Origin of the sequence: Hoeflea sp., from assembly GCF_039975035.1 — a bacterium.
Taxonomy (GTDB): domain Bacteria; phylum Pseudomonadota; class Alphaproteobacteria; order Rhizobiales; family Rhizobiaceae; genus Hoeflea.
The window spans coordinates 117,033-140,950 of record NZ_JBDWHW010000163.1 but is presented as its reverse complement, the minus strand read 5'-3'; the positions used below and the strand labels follow the sequence as shown (position 1 = coordinate 140,950).

The 23,918-nt window shown below is 62.8% G+C and carries 21 protein-coding genes and 1 pseudogene; 5 read left to right on the top strand and 17 right to left on the bottom strand.

Features of this window, described 5'->3' with window-relative positions; all coding sequences use genetic code 11:
- The first annotated feature begins 482 nt into the window (after positions 1-482).
- Complete coding sequence (locus ABJN75_RS14970; protein WP_348440375.1) at positions 483-1,253, top strand: hypothetical protein; 771 nt, start codon at positions 483-485, stop codon at positions 1,251-1,253.
- 19 nt (positions 1,254-1,272) lie between these two features.
- Here the strand turns inward: ABJN75_RS14970 and ABJN75_RS14965 are convergent, their stop codons facing one another.
- The 14 genes from ABJN75_RS14965 to ABJN75_RS14900 all read right to left on the bottom strand — a co-directional run bounded on the left by ABJN75_RS14965 (position 1,273) and on the right by ABJN75_RS14900 (position 15,483).
- On the bottom strand, positions 1,273-2,337 hold the full coding sequence (locus ABJN75_RS14965; protein WP_348440374.1) for a dipeptidase: 1,065 nt from the start codon (positions 2,335-2,337) through the stop codon (positions 1,273-1,275).
- Between the two features lie 63 nt (positions 2,338-2,400).
- Positions 2,401-3,192, bottom strand: coding sequence for an ABC transporter ATP-binding protein (locus ABJN75_RS14960; RefSeq protein ID WP_348440373.1), 792 nt, complete (start codon positions 3,190-3,192; stop codon positions 2,401-2,403).
- Positions 3,180-4,007, bottom strand: a complete 828-nt coding sequence (locus ABJN75_RS14955; protein ID WP_348440372.1) for an ABC transporter ATP-binding protein — start codon at positions 4,005-4,007, stop codon at positions 3,180-3,182. The genes ABJN75_RS14960 and ABJN75_RS14955 overlap by 13 nt, the downstream gene beginning before the upstream one ends.
- Positions 4,004-4,936, bottom strand: a complete 933-nt coding sequence (locus tag ABJN75_RS14950) for an ABC transporter permease (protein WP_348440371.1) — start codon at positions 4,934-4,936, stop codon at positions 4,004-4,006. The genes ABJN75_RS14955 and ABJN75_RS14950 overlap by 4 nt, the downstream gene beginning before the upstream one ends.
- The gene (locus ABJN75_RS14945) at positions 4,933-5,922 is read right to left on the bottom strand and encodes an ABC transporter permease (protein WP_348440382.1); all 990 of its coding nucleotides are present in this window, start codon (positions 5,920-5,922) and stop codon (positions 4,933-4,935) included. Before ABJN75_RS14945 ends, ABJN75_RS14950 begins: the two co-directional genes overlap by 4 nt.
- Positions 5,923-5,997: 75 nt before the next feature.
- The gene (locus ABJN75_RS14940) at positions 5,998-7,593 is read right to left on the bottom strand and encodes an ABC transporter substrate-binding protein (protein WP_348440370.1); all 1,596 of its coding nucleotides are present in this window, start codon (positions 7,591-7,593) and stop codon (positions 5,998-6,000) included.
- A 275-nt stretch (positions 7,594-7,868) separates the two neighbouring features.
- The gene (locus tag ABJN75_RS14935; RefSeq protein ID WP_348440369.1) at positions 7,869-8,873 is read right to left on the bottom strand and encodes a putative sulfate exporter family transporter; all 1,005 of its coding nucleotides are present in this window, start codon (positions 8,871-8,873) and stop codon (positions 7,869-7,871) included.
- Positions 8,874-9,060: 187 nt separating this feature from the next.
- Entirely contained in the window at positions 9,061-10,056 is a 996-nt protein-coding gene (locus tag ABJN75_RS14930) for an alcohol dehydrogenase catalytic domain-containing protein (RefSeq protein ID WP_348440368.1), read from the bottom strand.
- Positions 10,053-10,796 carry an SDR family oxidoreductase gene (locus ABJN75_RS14925; RefSeq protein WP_348440367.1) on the bottom strand — a complete coding sequence of 248 codons (744 nt, stop codon included), beginning with the start codon at positions 10,794-10,796 and terminating at the stop codon, positions 10,053-10,055. The genes ABJN75_RS14930 and ABJN75_RS14925 overlap by 4 nt, the downstream gene beginning before the upstream one ends.
- Positions 10,797-10,812: 16 nt before the next feature.
- On the bottom strand, positions 10,813-12,129 hold the full coding sequence (gene hisD, locus ABJN75_RS14920) for a histidinol dehydrogenase (RefSeq protein ID WP_348440366.1): 1,317 nt from the start codon (positions 12,127-12,129) through the stop codon (positions 10,813-10,815).
- A gap of 12 nt (positions 12,130-12,141) precedes the next feature.
- Complete coding sequence (locus ABJN75_RS14915) at positions 12,142-13,470, bottom strand: TRAP transporter large permease (RefSeq protein WP_348440365.1); 1,329 nt, start codon at positions 13,468-13,470, stop codon at positions 12,142-12,144.
- Between the two features lie 10 nt (positions 13,471-13,480).
- A complete protein-coding gene (locus ABJN75_RS14910) occupies positions 13,481-13,996 on the bottom strand; it encodes a TRAP transporter small permease (RefSeq protein WP_348440364.1) in 516 nt (171 codons plus the stop codon).
- 108 nt (positions 13,997-14,104) lie between these two features.
- On the bottom strand, positions 14,105-15,256 hold the full coding sequence (locus ABJN75_RS14905) for a TRAP transporter substrate-binding protein (RefSeq protein WP_348440363.1): 1,152 nt from the start codon (positions 15,254-15,256) through the stop codon (positions 14,105-14,107).
- Positions 15,253-15,483 (bottom strand): hypothetical protein, encoded by a 231-nt coding sequence (locus ABJN75_RS14900; RefSeq protein ID WP_348440362.1) that lies wholly within the window; start codon positions 15,481-15,483, stop codon positions 15,253-15,255. Before ABJN75_RS14900 ends, ABJN75_RS14905 begins: the two co-directional genes overlap by 4 nt.
- Before the next feature lie 109 nt (positions 15,484-15,592).
- Here ABJN75_RS14900 and ABJN75_RS14895 point away from each other — a divergent pair, with 109 nt between their 5' ends.
- The gene (locus ABJN75_RS14895; protein WP_348440361.1) at positions 15,593-16,627 is read left to right on the top strand and encodes a LacI family DNA-binding transcriptional regulator; all 1,035 of its coding nucleotides are present in this window, start codon (positions 15,593-15,595) and stop codon (positions 16,625-16,627) included.
- 8 nt (positions 16,628-16,635) lie between these two features.
- Here ABJN75_RS14895 and ABJN75_RS14890 read toward each other — a convergent pair whose 3' ends face one another.
- From ABJN75_RS14890 to ABJN75_RS14880, 3 genes are read right to left on the bottom strand one after another with little or no spacing between them, the layout of a single operon-like run.
- Positions 16,636-20,031, bottom strand: a complete 3,396-nt coding sequence (locus ABJN75_RS14890) for an error-prone DNA polymerase (protein ID WP_348440360.1) — start codon at positions 20,029-20,031, stop codon at positions 16,636-16,638.
- Positions 20,028-21,545 carry a DNA polymerase Y family protein gene (locus ABJN75_RS14885; protein ID WP_348440359.1) on the bottom strand — a complete coding sequence of 506 codons (1,518 nt, stop codon included), beginning with the start codon at positions 21,543-21,545 and terminating at the stop codon, positions 20,028-20,030. Before ABJN75_RS14885 ends, ABJN75_RS14890 begins: the two co-directional genes overlap by 4 nt.
- Entirely contained in the window at positions 21,529-22,407 is an 879-nt protein-coding gene (locus ABJN75_RS14880; RefSeq protein ID WP_348440358.1) for a hypothetical protein, read from the bottom strand. The genes ABJN75_RS14885 and ABJN75_RS14880 overlap by 17 nt, the downstream gene beginning before the upstream one ends.
- A gap of 188 nt (positions 22,408-22,595) precedes the next feature.
- On the opposite strand from ABJN75_RS14880, the gene ABJN75_RS14875 reads away from it, so the two are divergent.
- From ABJN75_RS14875 to ABJN75_RS14865, 3 genes and pseudogenes are all read left to right on the top strand, one after another.
- Complete coding sequence (locus ABJN75_RS14875; protein WP_348440357.1) at positions 22,596-22,889, top strand: ribbon-helix-helix domain-containing protein; 294 nt, start codon at positions 22,596-22,598, stop codon at positions 22,887-22,889.
- Positions 22,890-22,977: 88 nt separating this feature from the next.
- Positions 22,978-23,373, top strand: coding sequence for a VOC family protein (locus tag ABJN75_RS14870; protein ID WP_348440356.1), 396 nt, complete (start codon positions 22,978-22,980; stop codon positions 23,371-23,373).
- A 230-nt stretch (positions 23,374-23,603) separates the two neighbouring features.
- Positions 23,604-23,804, top strand: a pseudogene (locus tag ABJN75_RS14865) (GMC family oxidoreductase); the annotation flags it as partial.
- Between the last annotated feature and the right edge of the window lie 114 nt (positions 23,805-23,918).

The window sequence follows — 23,918 nt, the reverse complement described above, 5'->3', positions numbered from 1 at the left end:
TCCCCACCCTCCTCCCTTCTCCCCTTGCGGGAGAAGGTGGATCCGGGCGTTCCGTGAACGCCCGGAGACGGATGAGGGGGTCATGTCTCTACGACCCGTTGAAATTGCAAGGTTCCGCTGTTGGCATCACGGATACTGATGAACGATATTGCCGGCAATCCATACCGTCCCCGGCCCTGCTCTCAATATCAGCGTGTAAACCACCTGTCCGGTCCCCACCCTCCTCCCTTCTCCCCTTGCGGGAGAAGGTGGATCCGGGCGTTCCGTGAACGCCCGGAGACGGATGAGGGGTCTGCTTCCCCGATTTAGGTGGACAAAAACACCACCATAACTTGAAAAATCCGACAGGCATTTGACGCCAAGCCGTTGAGTTCACGAGTTTTTCCGCAACCACCCCGGCCTGTCTGGCCCGCATGTTTTCCACGTTTCGCAATCCTGGCCCATGCTTGGAACTTGTTTCACAGGCAACGGCGGCCCGTACGATGGACTGGAATCTGGCGATCGAGCGCAACAGCCTGGCCCTGAGGCGCATTGTGGCTTCGTTGCTCGCGCTTGCCGGGCTCACCGGCGGCGCTGTGCCCTCCACCCTGCCGCGGCATCTCTATTGCGCCGCGCTTACTGTTCTCAGACCCGCTGAATCGGCCTTGCGGCGGCTGATCATCATCGCCGCGCGCGATCTGGTCGTCGTGCTGTCGGCGGCCGAGCGGGACCGCATCGCGCGGACCCGGGTTCCGGCGCGCACCTCCCCGACCGGCATCTTTCTGCGCGGCCATGTGGCCGGAGCCGAGGACCTCAGGCGCGCTCGTGATGTCGGCAGCGTCGCCCAAACCGGGGAGGGTAAGGAACCCGCCGCGTGTTTTATCCTGTTTGACCCGCTGAAGCGGTTCGGCGCCACCCGGCAGGGTCCGTCGCAATGGGTTCCGCGAATTGTCTTCAATCTTGACGGCGGCGCTGCACCTGCCCTGCCTGCGCGCAGCCCTCTCTCTCCTGACGATCCCGTCGGCGCAACACGGCTTTGCCGCCGTCTTACAGCTCTCGACAGCGCGCTTGACGATCTGCCCGGACAGGCGCTGCGGCTGGCCCGCTGGCGGGCGCGGCGCGACTTGCGCCAGGGCCAACGCGGGCGTTTGTCGCCGATGCGGCCGGGATCTCCGCCCGGCCATCGCAAGGGGCCGTCTCAGCCGGTCGACGAGGTGCTCAGCCGCTGCCACGGATTGGCGCTTGACGCGCTACACCCACTTGATACGTCCTGAAGTGCGGCGGTTTTGCGGTTCACTCCCCCCAGGTCCGTTCCAACAGCGAGACCCAGTTGTTGCGGGCGATCTTTGCGATCAGGTCCTCGCCATACTGGTGCTCGCGCATCTGATTGATCAGCGCCGGAACGCCGGTGACATCAGCGATGACGTCGGGGATGTCGGCGCCGTCGAAGTCGGAGCCGAAGCCCAGATGGTCTTCGCCGAGCTTGTCGAGCAGATGATCGAGATGGCGCATCACCGGATCCCAGCCGCAATCGGTCGATTTGCGGCCATCCTCGCGCAGGAACACCGTGGCGTAGTTGAGGCCGACCATGCCGCCGCTCTCGCGGATCATCGCAAGCTGCCGGTCGGTCAGGTTGCGGGTCGATGGCGTCACCGCATGGGCGTTGGAATGGGTGGCGACCAGCGGCGCATCCGAAAGGCTTGCGACATCATTGAAGCCCTTTTCGTTGAGATGCGACAGGTCGATCATGATCTTGAGCTCGTTGCAGGCCCGGACCAGGTCCTTGCCGGCATCGGTCAGTCCCGGCCCGGTGTCGGGATCGCCGGGGAAGCGGAACGGCACGCCGTGACCGAACACGGTCGGCCTGCTCCACACCGGGCCGAGCGAGCGCAGCCCCATGGCGTGGAAGGCGTAGAGCGCATCGAGGTCGGGGCCGATCGCCTCGGCGCCCTCCATGTGCATGACCGCGGCAATGGTTCCGGCCTCCAGGCAGGCGCGGAGCTCTGCGGCGGTGCGGCAGATTTTCAGCGCGCCTTGCGAGGCCCGCTCCATCCACATCAGGTGGCCGGCCATCTGCAGCGCAGTGGACTGGGTCTGCTCGGCGCTCATCAGCGCCGGCAGCGGCAGATCGTAGGGCGGGCTGTCCATCATTGCCTGGTAGTCGGGCTCGTCCGCCTCGTGCGGCGACGAAACATAGATCGCGAAAAAGCCGCCGGCAAAGCCTGCATCCCGCATCCGCGGCAGATCGAGATGACCGGTGCCGTCGCCCTTGAGCCAGGTCTGCTCCCGCGCCGCGGGCGCGCGCAGCAGGCGAAGCAGAAAATCATTGTGTCCGTCGAGGAATGGAGTGTCGGCCAAGGGGTGTTCCTTCATGTCGCGCGTGATCCGGTCTTCAAACCCGATGCGGTGAAGACCTGTGCTTCAGGATAATGAGGCCGTGGTTCGGGTAAAGCCCTCGCTCGCGGTCAGCAGATTGCGTGTGTAGTCCTGGGTGGTGGCATGGGCCTGCAACTGTTCGCGGGTCAGTTCCTCGACCACCTGGCCGCCCTGCATCACAATCAGCCGCTCGCACATGTGCGAGACCACGGCAAGGTCATGGCTGACCAGCACATAGGTCAGGCCGCGCTCGTCGCGCAGCCGGTCGAGCAGGTTGAGCACTTCGGCCTGGATCGAGGCATCAAGCGCGGAGGTCGGTTCGTCAAGCAGGATCACCTTCGGCTCGAGAATCAGCGCCCGGGCGACAGCGACGCGCTGGCGCTGGCCGCCGGAGAGTTGATGCGGATAGCGGAAGCGGAAACCTCTGCCGAGCCCGACCTCGTCGAGCGCCTGTTCGACACGGGCTTCGCGCCGGTCGAAGCCGTGAATGGCGAGCGGTTCGGACAGCACCCTGTCGATGGTGTGGCGCGGATGCAGCGAGGCGTAAGGGTCCTGGAATACCATCTGGACCCGACGGTAAAAACCCGGATTGCGCGGCGTGGCCACCGGTACGCCGTCAATGAGAATGCGGCCGCCGGTGACCGGCGCCAGGCCGCAAAGCGCCCGCAGAACCGTGGATTTGCCGGAGCCGCTTTCGCCGACAATGCCGAAGCTCTCGCCTTCTTCGACAGACAGCGAAACCCCGCGCAGCGCGCGCACGGTGCGGCCGGCCGATCCGAACGTGACTTCAAGCTCTTCAATGTCGATCAGCGCCATCAAGCTTTCTACTCCAGCCATGCGTCATCGCGCTCCAGCACCGGCAGCGGGCGGACATCGCCAACAATTTTCGGCAGACAGCCGAGCAGACCCCTTGTGTAGGGGTGCGTGGCTTCACTCATTCTGCTTGCATCAAGCTTTTCCACCACCCGGCCCGCATACATCACCAGCACCCGGTCGCAGAAGGTCGAGACCAGTTCCAGATCGTGACTGATGAAAATCAGGCCCATGCCGCGCTCGCTGACCAGCCGGTCGAGAATGCGCAAGACCTCGATCTGCACGGTGACATCGAGCGCCGAGGTCGGTTCATCGGCAATCAAGAGGTCGGGCTCGGTGACCAGCATCATGGCGATCATGGCGCGCTGGCCCATGCCGCCGGAGAGCTCATGCGGATAAGCTGCCATCACCCGTTCCGGATCGCGGATCTGCACCGCCTCGAGCATGGCCAGCGACTTGTCGCGGGCTTCGGATTTTCCACCGTGCAACTTGACCGCTTCCATCAGTTGCTTGCCGATGGTCATGACCGGATTGAGCGAGAATTTGGGATCCTGCATCACCATCGACATCCGCGCCCCGCGCAGGCTGCGCCATTTCGCCGGCGTCGCCTGGCGAAGATCGATGCCGTCAAACTCAAGCCTGTCGGATGTCACTGTGCCTGAAGCCGGTGTCAGGCCCAGAATGGCGCGTCCGGTCTGCGACTTGCCCGATCCACTCTCGCCGACGATGCCGAGCCGCTCGCGGCCAAGATGAAACGACACGCCGCGCACCACCTCGACCGGGCCCTGCCGGGACGGAAATGAAATGCGCAGGTTCTCGACGCTCAGAAGCGGGCTCATTGCTGGGCCTTCGGATCAAGCACATCGCGCAGTCCGTCGCCAAGGAAATTGAACCCCAGGGAAACGATGAAGATGGCGATGCCGGGCATGGTGGCAACCCACCAGAAATCGATGAGGAAGCGGCGGCCGGCGGCGATCATCGCGCCCCATTCCGGCTGCGGCGGCTGCGCGCCGAGGCCCAGAAACCCGAGACCGGCGGCGGTCAGGATAATGCCCGCCATATCCAGCGTCACCCGGATGATCACCGACGACAGGCACAGCGGCACGACGTGACCCCAGATGATCCGCGGCGATGACGCTCCTTGCAGCCGGATCGCGTCGATGTGCTCGGCGCTGCGGATGGTCAGGGTTTCTGCGCGGGCCAGACGTGCATAGGGCGGCCAGGAGGTGATGGCGATGGCGATGATGGCGTTTTCGATGCCTGGCCCCAGTGCCGCGACAAAGGCCAGCGCCAGGATCAGCCGCGGGAACGCGAGGAAGATATCGGTGATGCGCATCAGCGCGATGTCGACCCATCCGCCGAAATAGCCCGCCGTGGTGCCGACCAGCAGCCCCACAGGTGTGGCGATGGCGGCAACCAGCGCCACCACCAGCAATGTCACCCGCGAGCCGTGGACGATGCGCGAAAAGATGTCGCGCGCCAGATCGTCGGTGCCCATCAGATGGTCCCAGGAGGGTGGCAGCAGCCGCTCGGTGCGCAGGTCGCCGCCGGTCAGCGGATCATAGGGCGCAATCACCCCGGCAAACAGCGCCATCAGCACCAGCATCACGACGATGCCGAGCCCGAGCATGCCGAGCCGGTTGGAGCGGAAGGCCAGCCAGCTGCGGTAGACCTGGCCGAACCGGGCCTGGCGGCGCGAGGCCGGCTGCTCGCTGAGCAGCCATTGTCTGAGCCCGGGCTTTGCCGGGTGTGTGTCGAGCGATGTCACAGCTGCCTCCTCACGCGCGGATCGAGCAGCGTGTAGAGCAGATCCGAAAAGATGTTGAGCGCCACGAAGACGATCCCGATGAGCAATGTTCCACCCAGCACCGCGTTCATGTCGGCATTTTGCAGCGAATTGGTCAGATACTGGCCGAGCCCGGGCCAGGCGAACACGGTTTCGGTCAGCACCGAGCCTTCGAGCAGATTGGCATAGGACAGCGCAATCACGGTGACCAGCGGCACGGCGGCATTCCTGAGCGCATGCACCCAGATGATGCGCCATTCGGCGACGCCCTTGACCCGCGCGGTGACGATGTATTCCTGCGCCAGTTCGTTGAGCATGAAGCTGCGCGTCATCCGCGCGATATAGGCCATCGACAGATAGCCGAGCAGGCCGGCCGGCAGGGCAATGTGCGAGAGCACGTTGCGAAAGGCCGCCCACTGGCCCTGCATGGCGGTGTCGAGCAGCATCAGCCCGGTCTTGGACGTGAAGGAATATTCATAGGATATGTCGATCCGGCCGGGGCCGGCGACAATTCCCCATTTGGCATAGAAGATCAGCAGACCCATCAGCCCGAGCCAGAAGATCGGCGCCGAATAGCCGACCAGGCCGAAGATCCGCACCACCTGGTCGATCAGCCTGCCCTGGCGCACGGCGGCCCAAACGCCGGCGGGTATGCCGAGCAGGGTGCCAATGATGATGCCGACGGTGGCAAGCTCGAGCGTCGCGGGAAAGGCGCGGGCAAGGTCGGAGATGATCGGTTTCTTGGTCAGCAGGCTTTCGCCGAAATCACCGGTGACGGCCTTGCTGGCATACAGAAAGAATTGCTCATAGAGCGGGCGGTCGAGCCCGAGCTCAAGATAGACCTTCTGATAGGTCGAGGGCGAGGCGCGGTCGCCGACCACGGACAGGACCGGGTCAACAGGCACCACGCGGCTGATCAGGAAAGTGACCAGCAGCAGGCCGAACAGGGTCACGGCCACGGTCGTCATCAATTTGCCGAGCTTGAACAGCCAGCCCGGAAGGGCGCTCGCGCGCCCTTCCGATTGAATGGTGATGTCAGTCACTTACTTTGTTACTGCCTTGAACGAGTTGTCATTGAACGACGGTCCGACGATGAAGCCTTCGACGTTCTTGCGGCGCGCTATGACCTCGATTTCCTGGAACATGATGACGAAGGGCGAGGTCTCCTGCGATTCCTTCTGCAGTTCGACATACATAGCCGCACGCTTGTCAGCATCGGATTCCAGCACCGCGGCATCGGCTTTCTTGGTCATTTCCGGAATGTCCCATGCGTTGCGCCATGCCAGCGGCTTGGACTTTGCATCGTCGGAATTGTCCGGGTTGCGCGCGAATGTATCGGCGTTGGTGTGCGGATCCTGGTAATCGGGACCCCAGCGGCCGATATAGATGTCGTGGGTGCGGGCGCGGTATTTGGTCAGTGTCTGGCCGCCATCGCCGGGAATGATTTCCAGGTTGATGCCTGCTTCGGCGAATGTCTGCTGCATGGCCTGCGCCATCGCCGTGATGTCGGGCGTGTTGCGGGTATCCATGGTGACCGAGAAGCCGTCCGGCAGGCCGGCCTGGGTCAGCAGTTCCTTGGCCTTCTCGACATTGAGCGAGAACGGCGTGTCTTCGAGCGCACCGAGGAAACCGCGCGGCAGGAAGGCCTGGTGCTTGATGACCATGCCCTTCATGATGGTGTCGGCGATCGCGTCATAGTCGACCAGATATTTGAGCGCCTGGCGAACTTCGGGCTTGGCCAGATATTCGTTCTTCTGGTTGAGGCCGAGATAGTAGATCGATCCCTTGACGCCCTTGTCGATGGCAATGTCGGGGTTGCCGGAGACGGCCGCGATTTCGTCCGGACCGAGCTTGCGGGCAATGTCGATGTCACCCTTTTCGAGCAACAGACGTTCGGTGGATGCCTCGGGAATGTGGCGGTAGATGGCATGCGCCATCGGCGCCGGATCGCCGGAATAATTGTCGTTGCGATCCATGGCGACCACTTCATTGGCGCGCCATTCGCGGATCGAGAAGGCGCCCGAACCGGCGTAACTGGTCTTGAGCCAGTTGTAACCAAAATCGCCATCGACCTCGTGGCTCTTGACCAGTTCGCTGTCGACGATGAAGCCGACGGTTGCGGTCAGGCAATAGAGCACCAGTGTGGGCGCATAGTTGTTGTCCATCTCGAATTCGAACGTCATGTCACCGGTCTTGCGGATCTTGGCGTCGACATTGTCGGCGTTGAAGCCGAACTGGGTCAGGATGAAGGCCGGCGACTTGTCGAGCTTGACAACGCGCTGCAGCGTGTAGACGGCATCCTCGGCGGTGATCGGGTTGCCGGAGGCGAATTTCATGCCCGGACGGATGGTGAAGGTGAAGGTCTTGCCGTCGTCGGAGATTTCCCATTTTTCAGCGATGACGCCAAAGATCTTCGACACATCCTTGACGTCGTAGCCGATCAGGCCCTGATAGGTATTGCCGAGCAATTCCGAAGCGGTGAACTCGAACACCTCCGCCGGATCCAGTGAAATGATGTCGTCAATGGCCCAGGCCTGAATCAGCGTATCGGCCGGTGTTTCGGCCAGCGCCTTGAACGGAATAAATGCGGCGGCGGTGCACATCAGTGCCACGGCCACGAATTTCTGAACGTGCTTCACAATAAAAGCTCCCAGTTAAGTTGTTCCCGAAGTCATGCTTGCAGCCGCGGGACATTTTCCCCTGTCGCACTGCAGAAGCGACAATCAGGTCACAGCCCCATGGGCCTGTCAAGCAACCATCCGGACCCGGCATGCCGGGAGCCTGGCGGTTGCGCGCGGGCGAGACCCAAAAGCCCGCAATTCCGGGAGGAACCATGACTTGAGCGCTATCAATTCATCGAAATATTTGATGATTTCAGGGCCTGAAAATCGGATTACGATGCCCGTATCACCCATCAAATTCCGGCCATTCCGGTCGAAACCGCACCCCAGGCGAGCGCCAGCAGAAACACGGTTTCCAGAACGATAACAGCCACATGCCGCCACCCGAGATCAAGCATGGCTTTCATGTTGGTGCGCACGCCCAGCGCTGAGATGGCGATCACCAGCAGCCATGAGGAAGCATCAACCAGGATGGCCGCCGTGGCTGCCGGGATCAGCCCGGCACTGTTGGCGAGCGTCACAGCACCGAAACCGACCACAAAGAGCGGCAGCCGGACTTGCGAAAACCCGCTTTCCCGGCGGGCCAGGGCAAGCGCCAGAATGATCAGCACCACCGGCAGAAGCGTGACACGCAGCAACTTGACGATGGTCGCCATGTCTCCGGCTTCCGTCGAGATCGAGTAGCCGGCGCCGACCACCTGGGCAACGTCATGCACCGTGGCGCCGATCAGAAACCCGCTTTGCGCATCGTTGAGCCCCGCCAGGGCAAACAGCACCGGATAGATGATCATGGCGACGGTCGACAGCGTGGTGACGGCAACCACCGTGAACAAAACATTGCGTTCGGTCTTGTCATTGGCCGGGATCACAGCGGCAAGCGCCAACGCCGCCGAGGCTCCACAGATCGCAACCGCGCCGCCGGTCAGGATCGCAAAGCGCCAGCCGCGCGAAAACAGCCTGGCACAGATGAAACCGAAGCCGATGGTCAGGGCCATCAGACCCGCGACCGTGACCAGTCCGGAGGTGCCGATACCGGCGATATCGCCCAGGGTGATGCGCGCACCCAGAAGCACGATACCAAGCCGCAGCAACGTCTTGGAGGCAAAGACGACACCCGGGCCGGTGCGCTCCTGATCGGCCATGAAATTGAACGCCATCCCGATCAGCAGCGCAAACAGCATCACCGGCGCCGAATAATGCTCGGACAGGAACTTCGCTGCCGCCGCGATGGTCACGGCCAGCATCAAGCCCGGAAACAGGGTTTGCGCGCGTGCCCGCATACCGGAAAACGAAATCATGGCTGGAACTCCAAATTTACGCGTGGCTGCTGCAAACGCCGCAACGTGGCAGTCCGGGTGATCTGGTTTCCATGATCAGCTGTTTCACGCGGACCGATACGGTCTTGTTCAGGGGTATCTGTGGTATGCAAGCGATATGAATGTGGGCTGCGGGCGAGCACTCCGATGCGCTTGCCGCATATCCTGGTCACGGCTTGAGAATGATCTTCGGAGCGGAGGCCCGCCCCTCGAGAATATCGGAAAATGCCGCAGCCCCCTGTTCCATCGGCCGGATATCAGCCCAGTCGAGTGATCCGAGGCGACCGTCGAAGATCGCTGCCGCTGTGTCGCGAAAATCCTGCGGCGTATAGGTGTAGGCGCCGATGAAGCTGATTTCCTGCAGCGTCATGCGACGGATGTCGAGGCCGTCCGACGCATCGCCCAGACCGATATGGACGATCACACCGCCGGGCCGCGCGGCGCGGCTGGCGGTTGCCCGGGTCGCGGAAAACCCGACACCGTCGATCACCAGGTCGTAACCGCCCGGAGCTTCCGACATGATCTCATCGGGGCTTGCAATCGTGAAAGCCGCAGCAGATTGCAGCGCCGGGATGCGGCGTGGATTGGCTTCGCTGATGGTGACGTCGGCAGCACCTTGCGCCTTGAGCGCCAGCGCCGCGCCCAGACCGATCGCGCCACCGCCGATGACAAGGCAGCGCGCCTCGACCAAAGGCAGATCCAGGGCCTGGCTGCCCAGCCGCACGCCATGCCAGCCACAGGCCAGCGGCTCGGCAAGGCATGCCTGTTCGAAAGAGACATGCGGAGGAATATCGACCAGGTTTTCCGCCGGAATCGCGATGAATTCCGCGAAGGCGCCCTGACGCGGCGCCATCGACAGGATCTGGCGCGAGGGGCACAGATTGTTGCGTCCCGACCTGCAGGCCCGGCACTCGCCGCAGGTCGCGAGCGGGTTGACGGTGACCTTCCGCCCAACCCCCGGACCTTCAACGACGATGCCAGCGGCTTCATGGCCGAGAATCAGCGGCGCGGGGCGGCGTTCGTCATGGCCGAGATAGGCATGCATGTCGGAGCCGCAGATACCCACCGCCTCGACCCTGACCAGGCATTCGCCCGGTGGCAGCATCGGTGCGGGTTCCTGGCGCCAGGCAAGGGTTTTTGGCGCAGTGTAGACGAGCGCTTTCATTTGGCGGTATACCCCCCGTCGACATAGAGAACCTGCCCGGTCACATAGGCCGATGCGTCGGAGGCGAGAAACAAAAGCGGACCTTCAAGATCGGCCATCTCGCCATTGCGGCCGATGCATGTCGATGCTGCGTGGGCGGCTGAAACCGCGGGATCGGAAAAGACCGGACCGGTCAGTTCTGTCGGGAAGAACCCCGGCGCCAACGCATTGGCATTGATCCCGTCGCACGACCAGGCTTGCGCCATGGCGCGGGTAAGTTGTTCGACCCCGCCTTTGGAAGCGCCATAGGCGATGCCATTGGTGAACGCGCGGCGCGATTGCAGCGAAGCGAAATTGATGATCCGGCCCCAGCGCTTTTCCCGCATCGCCGGAACCAGCGCCTGCGCCAGGAAAAACGGGATGGTGAGATTGAGCGCGATGGTGCGCTCCCAGCCCTCCGGCGTCACCTGATCGGCGGGTTGACGCAGATTGAGCCCGGCGGCGTTGATGAGGATATCGGGAGCACCAAAAGGTTCGGATGCCCTGGCCGCGAGGGTCTCGATATCGGCGTCCGCCGCCAGATCCGCGGCAACCGCCGCGGTCTCTCCCCCCGCCTCGTTGCGCCACTGATCGAGCGCATCACCGCGCCGTGCGAGGCCCACGACCTGGGCTCCGGCCTTCACCAGAAAGCTTGCTGCCGCCCGCCCGAGCCCGGAACTGGCGCCGGTGACAAGCGCGACACGACCAGTCAAACTGAACATTCCGGAATCCTGCATGTCAGATGTCCCGATCCGTGCCCGACAGGTCGAAGTTCTCGCCTGGAAAATACTTACGCAGACGGATATCAGCCGTGCGGGCATGGCCTTCCATGCCTTCCAGCCGGGAAATCCGCGCGGTGGCCTCGGCGATGGACTTCGAGCCTTCACGGGTGGCACGCTGCCAGGTGACGATCTTCATGAACTTGTGCACCGACAGACCGCCGGTGTAGCGCGCCGCCCCCGACGTCGGCAGCACATGATTGGTTCCCGAGGCCTTGTCGCCGAACGCCACGGTGGTTTCCTCACCCAAAAACAGCGAGCCGTAGCAACCGAGCCGGGACAGCCACCAGTCCGGATCGGCGGCCTGCACGGTCAGGTGCTCGGGCGCATAATCATCCGAGGTTGCCGCCATCTCCTCGCGGTCGTCGCACAGAATGACTTCGGCGAAATCGCGCCAGGCGGCCTCAGCGTTCTCCCGATTGACCTGCGGCAGGTCGGCGATCAGTTGAGGGACCCGGCCCATCACTGCCTCGGCCAGCGGCTTGTGGTCGGTGACAAGCCAGACCGGCGAGTTGTAGCCGTGCTCGGCCTGACCGACGAGGTCGGCGGCGACGATTTCCGGATCGGCGTCCTTGTCAGCCAGAATCAGGCTGTCGGTGGGGCCGGCGAACATGTCGATGCCGACGCGGCCGAACAGGATGCGCTTGGCTTCGGCGACAAACTGGTTGCCCGGCCCGACCAGGATGCCGGATGCCGGAACGCCGAACAGTCCGAATGCCATCGAGGCCACACCCTGGACCCCGCCCAGGGCAAGAATGCTGTCGGCACCGCAAATATCGGCGGTGTAGAGGATGGCCGGATGAACGCCGACATCCGGGCGCGGCGGCGAACAGACCGTGATGTGCTTGCAGCCGGCGACTTTGGCAGTGGTCACGGTCATGATCGCGGAGGCGACATGGCTGTAGCGTCCGCCCGGCACATAACAGCCAGCCGCCTCGATCGGGATGGTTTTCTGGCCGGCTATAAGCCCGGGCACGATCTCGACCTCGACATCGCTCAGCGTCGATTTCTGCGCCACGGCAAACTTGCGGACATTGTCATGGGCGAAGCGGATGTCGTCCTTGAGCTTTTGCGGCAGACTTGACGCGGCCCGGTCGATCTCGTCGCGGGTGACGACAATGTTGCCGGCGTAGCGGTCAAATTTCTCGGCATAGCGCCGCGCGGCCGGTTCGCCACCGCTCTCGATCTCATCGAGGATGGCCTGAACCGTGTCGCGCACCGAACCGGAATCGGACGTTGAGGTTTTTTCTGCTTTTTTGAGATAGATGCGGGACATTCCCCGGACCTCCTATTGATAGATAGCGGGAAGCAAGGTGGTGGACAGCGCCGGAACGAAGGCGATGACCAACACCACGAGCAACATGAAGAGTACGAACGGGATCGCCTGCCAGGCTATTTTCAGGATCGATTCGCCGGTGATGCCGGACACCACGAACAGGTTGAGGCCGAGCGGCGGGGTGATGAAGCCGACGCCGAGCGCGGTGATCATCATGACGCAGAACTGGATCTCGTTCATGCCGATATTGTCGGCGAGCGGCTTGAGGATCGGCGCCAGGATGACAATGTTGGGCGTTGTCTCCATGACGCATCCTGCGGCAATCAGGATGAAGATCATCATCAGGATGAGCACGTTCGGATCGTCGCTGACCGAGGTTACGGCGGCGACGAACCCCTGCGGCACCCCCATGATCGCCAGAGCCTCGGCCAGGGGGGCGGAAAAGGCGATGATCGGCAGGATCACACCGTTGACCTTGGCCGAACTGAGCAACATGGCCGGGAAATCCGCCAGGCTGAGGGTACGCAGGAAGAAGCCCATCAGGATTGTCACGACAACGGCGGTGGCGCCGGCCTCGGTCGGGGTCAGCCGTCCGGAGAAAATGCCGTAGAAAATGATGCCCGGCACGATGAAGGCATACCAGCCCGATTTCAGCGCCTTGCCCAGATTGGAGCCCCATTGACCGACCGTCATCGGCTCGCCACCCTCATATTTGTAGATGCGGTTGACGACGATGTTGGTGATCAGGATCGAGACAAGAATGCACAGCCCGGGTATGAGAGCTGCCAGAAACAGTGTCGATGCGGAAATGCCGAGCACCAGACCGATGATGATATAGGCGATGGAGGGCGGGATCAGGATACCGGTGCAGGCGCCGGCGGCGACCAGCGCACAGGCATAGGGACGCGGATACCCGCTTTCGACAAGCCGGTCGATGGTCATCCGCCCGACAGCTGCGGCTCCTGCCGCGTCGGAGCCGGAAATGGCCGAGAACATGCCGCAGACCAGCACCGTCGCTGATCCAAATCCGCCCCTGGTCCAGCAGGTCAGCGCTTCGGCCACATCAAGGAATTTGCGGCTGAGCCCGGTGCGTACCAGCACATCGCCGGTCAGGATGAACAGCGGCACGGCGGTCAGCGCAAAGGCGTCGATCCCGGTGAACAGGCTTTCCCCCACGGCGCTCAGCGGCATGTCTCCGGACATCACCAGCATCAGGATCGCCGATGATCCGATGGCAGCCCAGACCGGCACGGCCAAAGCAATCAACGAGACAAAAAGGATGACCGGCGCATAGAAATCCCAACCGAGTTCTACGGTCTGATTGAGTGTTTGCCAAAGCATGATCTATTCCTCAATCAAACAGTTTGTCGCCTTCATAGACGGGCGTGCCGTCACGAAAGCTGCGCAGATCGCGTGCAAGGGACTGGGTCAGGCGCCACAGCATGAGCGCAAAGCCCACCGGCACCGCCATGAGGAACCAGACCATCGAAACCCGCAGCCCGGCGCTGACGGAGCCGAATTTCACCGAGACCAGCACCGTTTCGATTGACCAGTAAAGCGCGATAATGGCGACGACGAACATCACCAGATCGCCAAAGATGTACAATGCCGCCTTGGCCCGCGGCCCGAGATAGTGCATCACCACATCAATGCGGATATGAGCCCGCTCACGCACCGCCGCCGCGGCGCCGATCCAGACCAGATAGATGAAAGCGTAACGCACCAGCTCTTCGCCCCAGATCGATGAAAAAGCGAAGATTTCGCGACGCAGCACCTCGACTGCCATTGTCACCACCAGAAGAACGTAGAACATGAGCAGGGCCCAACGTTCGGCATTCCTGTCCAGTGCGATTAGAAATTTCGACACGATGCCCCCTTGCGGCCTGGGCCGGATCAAGCCCGTCCGCCTGAGATATTGGATGGATGAATGCTCCGCCGCCCCGGATCAATCCGGCGGCGGAGCCTTGCAGGACGCTCAGGCGTCGTGGACGTAGTATTTGCCGCGCGTGCCGGCAGCTTCTGCCAGCTTGTCGAAGGTATCCATCGACCCGGCCAGTTCGGTCTTGAAGCCGTCCCATTCCGAGCGCTGGTAGCCGACCGTATCCTTCCACTCGGCCAGTTGATCGTCGGTGAGCGAATGGAATTCCACACCGGACTTGGCCATCTCGGCCATGGCGAAGGTTCGGGCCGAAGGCACCTTGGCGAGATTCTGGTGGAAGCTCATTTCCGACGCCCAGGCAATCGCATCCTGCACGTCACCGGGCAGGCTGTTGTACCATTCCAGGTTACAGGCATAAGTCTGGCTGTCAGGCACCGCCTGGGTAAAGGTCACATGGCTGAGGATATCCTTGAAGCCGAAGGCATAGAGCGCGCCGACTGCCGGATCGAGCGCATCCGCGACGCCCTGCTTGATCGCCGAAGGCGTTTCGCCCCAGGCCACCGGCGTCGGGTTGGCGCCGCCCATGCGATAGAACTGTTGCAGCATCTTCGACCCCGGCACACGGAACTTGACCCCTTGAAGGTCCGCCGGGGTGATGATCGCCGAACCGCCCTGACGCACGGCCATTACCCGCGGGTCAATGCAGAAATAGAACATCGGCTTGAAGCCGCGCGCCTCGACCAGCGAATCAACTTCCTTCTTCCAGATGTCCGAACTCACAAGGTTCACGAACCGCTGATTGGCGCCGCAGAAATAAGGCATGTTGATCAGATCGACCGCCGGAGCGAAGGGGGCGAAATTGGACAGCGAGAACTGGCCCGCATTGACCGTGCCGCCCTGCACCTTTTGCGCCAGCGCCGAGCCAATGCCCAGCTGTCCGCCCGGGGCGAGCTTGACATAGACCTTGCCGTTCGAGGCGTTCTGGATGTTTTCCTTCACATCGAGCTGCATCATCGGGTAGCTGCGAGAAGTCCCGATCACGTATTCTGTGGCCAGCGTCATCACATGATCAGCGGCGGATTCGCGATCCTTCTCTTCCTTGGCGGTCTGCGCTACGGCCTGATCGGACCACAGCACACCCGCAGCGCCGACCACCATGGCCGCGGTAAACGCGCCCGCACCGGTCAGCTTGAGAAAATTGCGCCTCTCGGCCGAAGCCAATTCATTCTTGATTATATCGTCTGTCATCGGGTTTCCTCCTCCCTAGTCATCAGTGATGTCTCGCCGCCCTTCTCCCTCGCTTCGATAACAAGCAAGCCGGCGACAAAGGAACCACAGGAGAGCGTAAGCAAAACGGCCTGCGCCAGGTCAGACAGAAAGGCGGCACGAAAAAAGGCGCCGGTCACCACATCGACGGTGAACAACGCCATAAACAGGCTCGCCATCCAGAATGCCAGTTTTCCCGCTCGTGTCATGACCCCTCCCAAGGTTTCAACGATTGCAATGTAAGCGCTTACATGTTGATATGCAAGCGCCTACATCATGCGTATCGGATTTAACTGTGTAGGGTGTTCTGGAGGGGCGATGAACGATCGTGGAAAGCCGACACTGGATGACGTTGCGCGCGCGGCAGGAGTGTCGACGGCGACGGTTTCGCGTTGCCTGAATGATCCGGAACGGGTGATCGCGCTGACGCGCGAACGGGTTATGCTGGCCATCGAAACGCTGGGATACACGCCCGATTTCGGCGGTCGCGCCCTGGCGTCGCGACGCACGAACACCGTCGGCGCCATCATCCCGACCATGAACAACGCCATTTTCGCGCGCTTGCTTCAGTCGTTTCAGGAAACCCTGTCCGGTTTTGGCAAGACCCTTCTTGTTGCCAGCAGCGGATACGATCCGGCGCGCGAACGCCAGCAGATGGAAGCCCTGGCCGGACGCGGCGCCGACGGGCTGCTGCTGATCGGTTCGGCCCGGCCCGACAGTAGCACCGAATTCCTGCTTCGCCGCGGCATCCCGTTTGTCGGAGCCTGGAATATTGGCGGCGAGGAGGGCTATTTCGTCGGCTTCGTTAACTTTGGCGCCGCCAGGCAAATGTGCGAACTGGTGATCGCCCACGGGCATCGCCAGCTTGCGATGATCGCCGGCATCTCGCACATGAACGACCGCGCCGCCGACCGGATCGAAGGCGTGCGGTCAGCCGCCGCTGCCGCCGGGATTGCCAGAGCCGATCTTCCGGTGATCGAAGCCGCCTACACATTTGAAGACGGAGCCGACGCAATGGCCCGGCTGATGGCGATGACACCCCGCCCGAGCGTGGTGATATGCGGCAATGACGTGATCGCCGTGGGCGCGATGCAAAAGGCGCGCGAGCTTGGCCTGAATGTGCCGCGCGATGTGTCGATCACCGGCTTTGACGACATTGATCTGGCCGGCGTGGTCGATCCGAAACTGACCACCGTGCGGGTGCCGCACCGGCGCATGGGCCAGGCCGCGGCAGAGGTGCTGATCAAACTGATCAACAAGCAACCGGTGGAGCGCAGGATCGAGATCCCGACAAAGATCATCGAGCGCGGTACGCTGGCTCCGCCGCGAGCTGGTGATCAGCACGGCAGCTGACCGGGGCCTCAGTGAAAATTCCGGCCTTTCGGCAAGGCCCGGCTTGCGGCCCTGGCACTTGCCAGCTCCTCATAGTCCTGACGCAGTTCCGGCGCGTCGCGGATCAGCCTGATGATGCGGGCTGCGGGCTTGGTGCGCGGGCGCATGTCCTCGATCGGGCGGCGCACCTCGTCGGCATTGGCAAGCCCGCCCATCTCAGCCGCCATGTCCGAGATCTGCGCCATCATCGGGGTGAGATCTTCAAGGTACTCGGCCACGACATGAATGACGCCCTCCTCATTCTGCAGCTTGCCGCGGACACCGACGCAGCGGCTGCCAAGCACGATGGCGCGGAATTTTTCAAACACTTTTGGCCAGACGATGATGTTGGCGACGCCGGTCTCGTCCTCGATGGTCTCAAACACCACGCCCTTGGCCGAGCCCGGCCGTTGCCGGACCAGCACGAGGCCGGAGACCTTGACCACCCTGCCGGTGCGGATCTGCTGCAAGTCGGAATTGGGCCGGCAGCCGGAGCGGGCCAACCGCTCACGCAGGAACGACATCGGATGCGCCTTGAGCGAAAACGACAGCGACTGGTAATCATTGATCACCTGTTCGCCCAGCGGCATCGGCGGCAGGTCGACATCGGGTTCCTTTTGCAGATCCTGGGTGTCAGCCAAGGCAAACAAAGGCAGCCGTTCGGCGCTTGAAAGCGGATCGAGCGCCTTGACCGCCCACAGCGCATCGCGGCGATCCAGCCCGATGGAACGAAAGCAATCGGCCTCGGCCAGTTGCTCGATCGCGCGGCGCGGCAGGCCGGAGCGCATCCACAGATCGCGGACGCTGTCATAGCCGCGGTCGCGGTTTTGCATGAGTTGCAAGGCTTCGGCCTCGCCAAATCCCTTGACGTGGCGCAACCCCAACCGCACCGCGTGGCTGTGCTTCATGATGTCTTTCATATCGCGGTGTCTGCCTGACAGCGGCTGCGGATCGGCGTCCGGCTCCAGTGTGGAGTCCCAATCGGAGCAATTGATGTCGACAGGGCGGATCTCGACGCCATGTTCGCGCGCGTCGCGGACAAGCTGGGCGGGGGCATAAAACCCCATCGGCTGGGAGTTGAGGATGGCGGCGCAGAAGACATCCGGGTAATGGCATTTGAGCCAGCAGGAAACATAGACCAGCAGCGCGAAACTGGCGGCGTGGCTTTCGGGAAAGCCATATTCGCCGAAACCCTCGATCTGGCGAAAGCAATGCTCGGCGAAGTCGCGCTCATAGCCGTTTTTGACCATGCCCTCGACCATCTTGGTCTGGAACGAGCCGATGGTACCGACACGGCGGAAGGTGGCCATGGCGCGGCGCAATTTGTCCGCCTCGCCCGGCGAAAAGCCGCCGGCGACGATGGCGATGTTCATCGCCTGCTCCTGAAACAGTGGCACGCCGAGCGTCTTGCCGAGCACTGCTCGCAATTCCTCCTTGGGAAATGAGACTTCCTCCTTGCCCTGCCGGCGGCGCAGATAGGGATGAACCATGTCGCCCTGGATCGGGCCGGGGCGGACAATTGCCACCTCGATAACCAGATCGTAATAGCAGCGTGGCTTGAGACGCGGCAGCATCGACATCTGCGCCCGGCTTTCGATCTGGAACACGCCGATGGTGTCGGCGCGGCAGATCATGTCATAGGTCGGAATATCGTTGTCAGGCAGCGAGGCCAGAGTTTCGTGGCGGCCGTAGTGGGTCTCCAGCAGGCCGAACGCCTTGCGGATGCAGGTCAGCATGCCGAGCGCCAGCACGTCGATCTTGAGCATGCCGAGGCTTTCGAGATCATCCTTGTCCCACTCGACAATGGTGCGATCCTCCATCGCCGCGTTCTCGATCGGGATCAGCGAGGACAGCTTGTCGCGGGTGATGACGAAGCCGCCGACATGCTGGGAGAGATGGCGCGGGAAGCCAACGATCTGTGACGCCAGATCGAGCATCTGCGCCAGGTGCTTGTCGGACGGATCAAGGCCGGCGCGGCGGGCGTCCTCGGCATCGACCTCGCGCGACCAGCCGCCCCATTTGGTGCCGGAGATGGCACTGATCGCATCATCGGAAAGGCCGAACACCTTGCCGACCTCGCGAATGGCCGAGCGGGCGCGATAGGTGATCACCGTGGCGGCGAGCCCTGCCCGCTCACGCCCATATTTGGCATAGATGTACTGGATGACTTCCTCGCGCCGCTCATGCTCGAAATCAACATCGATGTCGGGCGGTTCGTTGCGTTCCTCGGAGATGAAGCGCTCGAACAGAAGATCAACCTTGCCGGGATCAACCTCGGTGATCTCGAGACAATAGCAGACGGCGGAATTGGCGGCCGAACCGCGTCCCTGACACAGAATATTCTGCGAGCGGGCGAAGCGGACAATGTCATAGACGGTGAGGAAATAGGGTGCGTATTCGAGCTTTTTGATCAGCCTTGTTTCATGGGCTATGGCCTTGAGCACCTTTTTGGGCGCGCCTTCGGGATAGCGCTTCTTGAGGCCGATGGCGGTGAGCTTTTCGAGCGCCTCCTGCGCGGGGAGCGGTTTAGGGCCGAGTTCGGCGAACATCGGCGCGTCGGGATACTGGTAGCGCAATTCATCCAGCGAAAAGCGGATGCGCTGAAACAGCGTGGCCGCTTGCGCAACGGCTGGCTCGAAGCCCTTGAACAGGTGCAGCATGTCAGAATGGGAGCGCAGATGCCGTTCGGCATTGGCCTCGAGTCTTGTGCCAATCGTGGCCAGCGTCCTGCCCTGGCGGATGCAGGTCAGCACATCCTGCAGCGGACGCCGCTCGGGCGCGTGATAGAGCACATCGCCGATCGCCACCAGCGGCAGATCATGCCTATGCGCCAGCCGGGCGAGCCTCGCCATGTGATGCTGGTCGGCGCAGCCATAGGCCCGCGACACGGCAAGATGAAGATGATCGGGGAAGGCGTCGCGCAGCCGTTCGAGGACGAAATCAAGCTGGGCTCCTGGCGTGCCGGCCGGAACGACAACCGCCATCAGCAGGCCTTCGCCATGGGTCAGCAGATCATCGAGCGTCAGATGGCACTCACCTTTTGGCGCGCGGCGTTTTCCGGTGGTCAACAACTCGCACAGATGAGCGTAAGCCGCACGATCCTCGGGCCAGACCAGAATGTCGGGTGTCGTGTCCATGAACACCAGCCGGCAGCCGGGCGCGAAGGCAAGTCCGGCCTGCTTCGCCGCCATGTGGCCGCGCACGACGCCAGCCAATGAATTGCGGTCGGTGATGGCAATCCCGCCGAGGCCAAGCCTTGAGGCCTGCACCACCAGTTCCTCGGCGTGGGATGCACCGCGCAGGAAAGAGAAATTGCTGGTTGCCGCCAGCTCGGCATAGACCGGCCCCGCCGTCGCCGGCGGTCTGTTGCGCGGAAGGCTGGTCATGCGAAGAGCCCGTGCATGTACCAGGCGGGGTCATTGGTCTCGCGCCCGTAAAGACCGTGACGGAACAGCCAGAAGCGGTAGCCCTGACGGTCCTCGACACGGAAATAATCGCGGCTGCGGGCACCGCGCCCGTCGCGCCACCACTCGCAGGCGATGCGCTCGGGACCTTCGGAACGGGCGACCTCGTAGGAGACGCCGCGCCAGCGAAAGCGGAGCGGCGGGCCATCGGGCACCTCGGCGATGGTCTGCATCAGTTCGGGCCGGTCAAACAGGATCAGCGGCCGGGTGATGACCCCGTCGGGCACCCCGTCTTCGGAGTGTGCCGCCAGCGTCGCGCTCCGCGTGGATGCCGTGCGGCCACCAGTCCGGGCAACGGACTGCCGGCCAAAGCTGCGCTCGGGGATATGGGTGTCGACCAGCACGAAACGCTGGACACGGTCGAGCCCGAGCCGCGCGCCGAGCCGGTCGACCAGGGCCTCATGGCCCGCCTCGCCGGCGTGATGCGCCATCATCTCGGCTTGTGCGCCCTGGAACGGATCGGCATGAACCATATCAAGCCGGAGCAGATCGAAGCCGAAGCCCGCATCGAGATCGTCATGCAGGCCGGCGATGCGCTGCTCGAACAAACGGCTGATCATCTTCGCCTCGCGCAGCGGCCGCGCCGTCTGGACGTTGAGTTCGCTGACATGACCATCGACCCGGAACAGTTTGAGCCGGCAATGGCGCAGGCCGAGACCGCGTCGTTCAAGCGGCTCGAGGATGCCTGACGCCAGCGCCGCGATGACATGGCTGATCTCGTCCTGATGGGTCAGCGGCTCGGCGAAGCGGCGCTCGGTGGAAAGGTCCGCCACCGGCATGATCGGCGAGATGGCCTCCGCCTCGCGGCCAAGCGCCTGATCAAGCCGCTGCATCAGTCTTGCGCCGAAGCGGGCGGCCAATGGCGCGCGCGGCAGGCCGGCGATGCAGCCGATGGTCTTGAGCCCGACACGACCAAGCGAGGCGACCATGGCGGACGGCAGGCGCAAGCCACTCAGGCTTAGCGGCAGAAGCGCTTCGCCGTGGGCGCCTTCGGCAATGATCCGCTCGCATCCGTAGCGCGCCATCGCCCAGGCAGCGCCCGGGGTATCGGCCAGACACAGCCGGACGTGAAAGCCTTGCGCGATCAGCCGGGCCTCGAGATCGGCAATCAGCGCCGCCTCGCCGCCGAGCAGATGGGCGCAGCCGGTGACATCCATGAACAGGCCATGATCGCATACGGCCTCCGCGGCGGTGTCCAGGGCGACGAGCGGCGTGTAGCGCTCGCACCAGCCGGCGATTTTCAACACCAGTGCCCGGGTCCGGGCACCATCGGCGGGATGGCAATCGAGATCGGGCACCAGCGCGCGGGCGTCGCTCAAGGTCTGGTTGAGCCGGACGCCACGGGCACGGGCGCACTCATCCAGCGCAACAATGCGGATGGCGCTCTTGAGCGTATCGGTGACGACAACGGGCGGGGTCTCAGGATGCGTATCCAAAATCCTGTCTGCGATCCAGGATTTGCCCCATCTCCCCCGGTGGATCCTGTCGGTCGGCAGAGACGGGAAAGCGATCGAGAGAATGCGCTGGCGGGTTGGTGTGTGGTGCGGCATGTTCGAAACTTCTGACTTTGGGGTTCCAGGCTAAAAGCCATTGGCCGGTGCGTCCGGTGCGGTTGCGTTCCAGCGTCAGGGACAGCCGCATTGCCCCGACGCCGCGTTGACAGATGTCGTGTGCCCCTGAAAGTTCCGTGTTCACCCGCCAGCGCGTCACTGCAGCGCTCGCCTCCTCCTCGCCGCTCTGCCGCAGGATCAGCGCCAGCACCCCGCTGCCGCGCGCCCGCAACATCAGCCGCCGTGTCGCGGTGATGTCGAAGCGCGCCGGATTGCCCTTGACCTGGAAGACCAGCGCCGCCAGCCCGTTGCAATCCGACGCCTCGTCAGCCGCCCACATGGCGCCCTGCAAGCAGGCCGGCTCGACAATCGTCAGGCCGGTCGGATCAAGCCCGTACTGGGCGAGACCGGCGGGGAAAAGCCCGCCGCCATCAACGCGCGTGGCGGGATCGCTGACCCAGACCACGCCCTGCCTGCCACCGCGATCAGTCTGTGACGCACGCGCGGCCAGCCCGAGCGCGAACCCGGTGGCCGCGCCGATGTCCCGCGCCAGCGGGCTGCGCACTTCATGCAAGCCTCCGCAGGCAAGCCCGCCGTCGAGAAGCTGATCAACCGCGCTGGCGCCGAGCGGCAATGGCGCAGACCGCTGTCCGCCGTCAGACATCGTCCCCCGGTACGCCTGGGCCTCATGCGCACGGGTGCGCGCATTGAGAATATCCGTCGCGGTCTGCAGCCTCGAGAGACTCATGATCAATCCATATTGTTCCTGTTATGTTCCATTTAACGCCAGACTCGCGGCGAGAGTCAATCGGCTGATTGACGTCCGGGCTGATCTCTTTTGGCAACAGCACTTGGCAAAAGCGCACCACTTGCTGCAAAGTCACCTGCTGGTGCAGTCACGGTTTCAATGACCGCGCCACGAAGGAGGAGAAAAACATGTGCAAAATGTTCGCAGGTCAGGACCCGTCACGGTACGAACAGGTCACCCGCCGACTCCGATTAAACGGCCAAAGCACGTCGATCCGGCTTGAACGAACCTTCTGGGGCATCATGGACGAGCTCGCGGACTCCCAGGGCATGACAACCCCGGTGTTCATGTCGAAACTGCATTCCGAAGTGCTGGAACTGCACGGAGAGCCGAAAAATTTCGCGTCGCTGCTGCGCTGCTGTTGTCTGGTCTACCTCGAGAACAGCGGCATGAACGGCGACCACCTGATGGCGGCGGAATGAAAAAACAGCCGTAGTATACAAGTACTACCCGGGTTGCCCCGATTGGTTCCAGACTTGCCGCCAAGTTTGAAACCATACGGGAGAGACCATGGCCAAGGCCATCCACAGCATGATCCGTGTGCTCGAAGAAGCACGCTCTGTCGAATTCTACAAAGCTGCCTTCGGCCTCGACATTGCCGACAGGCTCGGTTTCGACAGCTTCACCCTCGTCTATCTCAGCAATCCAGAAACCGGGTTCGAGCTCGAATTGACTGTCAACAAGGACAGGACCGAACCCTATGATCTGGGCGACGGCTATGGTCATCTGGCGTTTTCAGTCACTGATGTCGACAGCGAGCATGCGCGGCTAAGCGAGCTTGGCCTGAGCCCTCGCAAGCTTGTCGACTTCGCCCCTGACGGCGACGTGATCGCCCGCTTCTTCTTCATCGCCGATCCGGATGGATACCAGATCGAAGTGCTTCAACGCGCCGGACGCTATCTCTAGCCGGAGATGGCGAACCTGGCGGGAGGAGGTTCCGGCAGACACGGCAGGACAAACACCACCAAGGGAGGAAAATCATGACAATTCAATCCGAGCGGCAAGGGATGACGCGCCGCCAGCTTTTGGCGCGATCGGTCGCGGCAGGCGCGGCGTTCATCGTCGGACCAAATTTCATTGCCGGTACTGATGCGGCCTGGGCGATGGAAACCACGGCACTCCAGCCCGCCTCGATGGCGTGGATCGTGAAGGCCGTCGGCGGCACCTCGATCCACTGGGCCGGGGCATCCTTGTGTTTCCAGGAACATGAATTCAAGGCGCACACCACCTACGGCGATGTTCAGGGGGCGAACCTGCTCGACTGGCCAATAGATCTTGCGGAAATGGCGCCCTGGTACGAAAAGGCCGAAACAAAGCTGGGTGTCACCCGCACCGATCGTTGCACTGGCGATACGCCAGGCAGACTATATCGCCCGGGAAATGAGCGCCGGAAATATCTAGCGTTCATTGAACCGCGAAAATGACAACGGCGCCCCCCAGGCGCCGTTTTC

What these genes read in the sequence shown, in the direction of transcription:
- ABJN75_RS14970 (WP_348440375.1), top strand. Translation starts at nt 483, where the DNA reads ATGGACTGGAATCTGGCGATCGAGCGCAACAGCCTGGCCCTGAGGCGC.
- ABJN75_RS14960 (WP_348440373.1), bottom strand. Translation starts at nt 3,192, where the DNA reads ATGGCTGGAGTAGAAAGCTTGATGGCGCTGATCGACATTGAAGAGCTT.
- ABJN75_RS14955 (WP_348440372.1), bottom strand. Translation starts at nt 4,007, where the DNA reads ATGAGCCCGCTTCTGAGCGTCGAGAACCTGCGCATTTCATTTCCGTCC.
- ABJN75_RS14945 (WP_348440382.1), bottom strand. Translation starts at nt 5,922, where the DNA reads ATGACGACCGTGGCCGTGACCCTGTTCGGCCTGCTGCTGGTCACTTTC.
- ABJN75_RS14935 (WP_348440369.1), bottom strand. Translation starts at nt 8,873, where the DNA reads ATGATTTCGTTTTCCGGTATGCGGGCACGCGCGCAAACCCTGTTTCCG.
- ABJN75_RS14930 (WP_348440368.1), bottom strand. Translation starts at nt 10,056, where the DNA reads ATGAAAGCGCTCGTCTACACTGCGCCAAAAACCCTTGCCTGGCGCCAG.
- ABJN75_RS14925 (WP_348440367.1), bottom strand. Translation starts at nt 10,796, where the DNA reads ATGTTCAGTTTGACTGGTCGTGTCGCGCTTGTCACCGGCGCCAGTTCC.
- hisD (WP_348440366.1), bottom strand. Translation starts at nt 12,129, where the DNA reads ATGTCCCGCATCTATCTCAAAAAAGCAGAAAAAACCTCAACGTCCGAT.
- ABJN75_RS14915 (WP_348440365.1), bottom strand. Translation starts at nt 13,470, where the DNA reads ATGCTTTGGCAAACACTCAATCAGACCGTAGAACTCGGTTGGGATTTC.
- ABJN75_RS14905 (WP_348440363.1), bottom strand. Translation starts at nt 15,256, where the DNA reads ATGACAGACGATATAATCAAGAATGAATTGGCTTCGGCCGAGAGGCGC.
- ABJN75_RS14900 (WP_348440362.1), bottom strand. Translation starts at nt 15,483, where the DNA reads ATGACACGAGCGGGAAAACTGGCATTCTGGATGGCGAGCCTGTTTATG.
- ABJN75_RS14895 (WP_348440361.1), top strand. Translation starts at nt 15,593, where the DNA reads ATGAACGATCGTGGAAAGCCGACACTGGATGACGTTGCGCGCGCGGCA.
- ABJN75_RS14890 (WP_348440360.1), bottom strand. Translation starts at nt 20,031, where the DNA reads ATGACCAGCCTTCCGCGCAACAGACCGCCGGCGACGGCGGGGCCGGTC.
- ABJN75_RS14880 (WP_348440358.1), bottom strand. Translation starts at nt 22,407, where the DNA reads ATGAGTCTCTCGAGGCTGCAGACCGCGACGGATATTCTCAATGCGCGC.
- ABJN75_RS14875 (WP_348440357.1), top strand. Translation starts at nt 22,596, where the DNA reads ATGTGCAAAATGTTCGCAGGTCAGGACCCGTCACGGTACGAACAGGTC.
- ABJN75_RS14870 (WP_348440356.1), top strand. Translation starts at nt 22,978, where the DNA reads ATGGCCAAGGCCATCCACAGCATGATCCGTGTGCTCGAAGAAGCACGC.